Source organism: Streptomyces sp. NPDC059866 (genome assembly GCF_042731325.1).
In the GTDB taxonomy this organism is placed as follows: domain Bacteria; phylum Actinomycetota; class Actinomycetes; order Streptomycetales; family Streptomycetaceae; genus Streptomyces; species Streptomyces flavusporus.
Map to the genome: position 1 here is coordinate 1 of NZ_JBHWJT010000142.1, position 1,140 is coordinate 1,140.

The 1,140-nt window shown below is 64.8% G+C and carries 1 protein-coding gene; it reads right to left on the bottom strand.

Annotated features, from left to right (window positions below):
• Nucleotides 1-713, bottom strand: a 713-nt coding sequence (locus ACFV7R_RS47125) for a reverse transcriptase domain-containing protein (protein WP_385277002.1), incomplete at its 3' end; no start/stop codon positions are given.
• Nucleotides 714-1,140: the final 427 nt, after the last annotated feature.

The window sequence follows — 1,140 nt, forward strand, 5'->3', positions numbered from 1 at the left end:
GGCGACAGGATCCCGCCCTGCGGGGTCCCGGTGCGTGTGTCCGTGAAGGCTCCGTCCCGGGACAGGATCCCGGACTTCAAGAACGCCTTCACCAAGGACAGCACCCGCTTGTCCCCGATTCGATTCCTCACCCGTTCCATGAGGGCCGGGTGCGAGATCTCGTCGAAGCACGCCGTGATGTCGCCCTCCACCACCCACTCATATCCGTGGCTGGCGAGATAGCGAGTCTCAGCGATCGCGTCATGAGCCCGGCGGTTCGGGCGGAACCCATATGAACACGGGAGGAAATCCGCTTCGAACACCGGCTCCAGCACCAGTTTCAAGGACGCCTGGACCACCCGATCCGCCACGGTCGGAATCCCAAGACGACGAAGCTTGCCGTTCGCCTTGGGAATCATCCGCTCACGGACGGGAACCGGTCGGAAGCTGCGGGTTTTAAGCTGACTCCGCAGCCTGTCGAGAAACACCTCGACTCCCTGCCCGGCCTCGATGGAGTGAGCGGTCCTCCTGTCCACTCCGGCCGTGCGGGCACCCTTGTTTCCCCGGACACGATCCCACGCCACCAACAGGAAGGCGGGGTCGGCCACGAGGTTGAACAGATCGTCGAACCTGCGATGAGAATCATCAGCAGCCCAACGGTGCAGCTTGGTCTGAATCTCCAGTACCCGGCGTTCGGCCTTCATCAAGGCCCATTCCAGCTCGTCGGTATCCACCGGCGATGACCTCCTGGCATTCCAGATTCCTTACTGCTGATTTGCTGGCCCCCTTCCCCGTGTGGCCGGCTCTCCCGGTCTCGGAGTACTACGGAGCCTCCGCCCTGCCCGACGGCCATCAGCCGGCGATGGGCCTGCCCTCGACCGGACTGGAGGTCCGGCTTGGGGCGCCCGCGGGCAGTTCCCACGTTCACCACGGAATCGGTCGACGGGTGAGGTGCCCAGCTCTACCCCAGCAGCATCGCCACACCTACGCCGCAGGCTTTCGGCGTGGCCTCCCCACCGATAAGTGGAGTCGGCTTCGGAGTCGACCACCGGCCAGCGGTGGTCGTGCACTGCGTCCGGCCCAGATCCGCCAGGTTGGAGCCGGTGTCGTAATTACGGGGCGTCAAGCACTGGTTCCTCGCGTGCACCTTCCCGTCTCGCT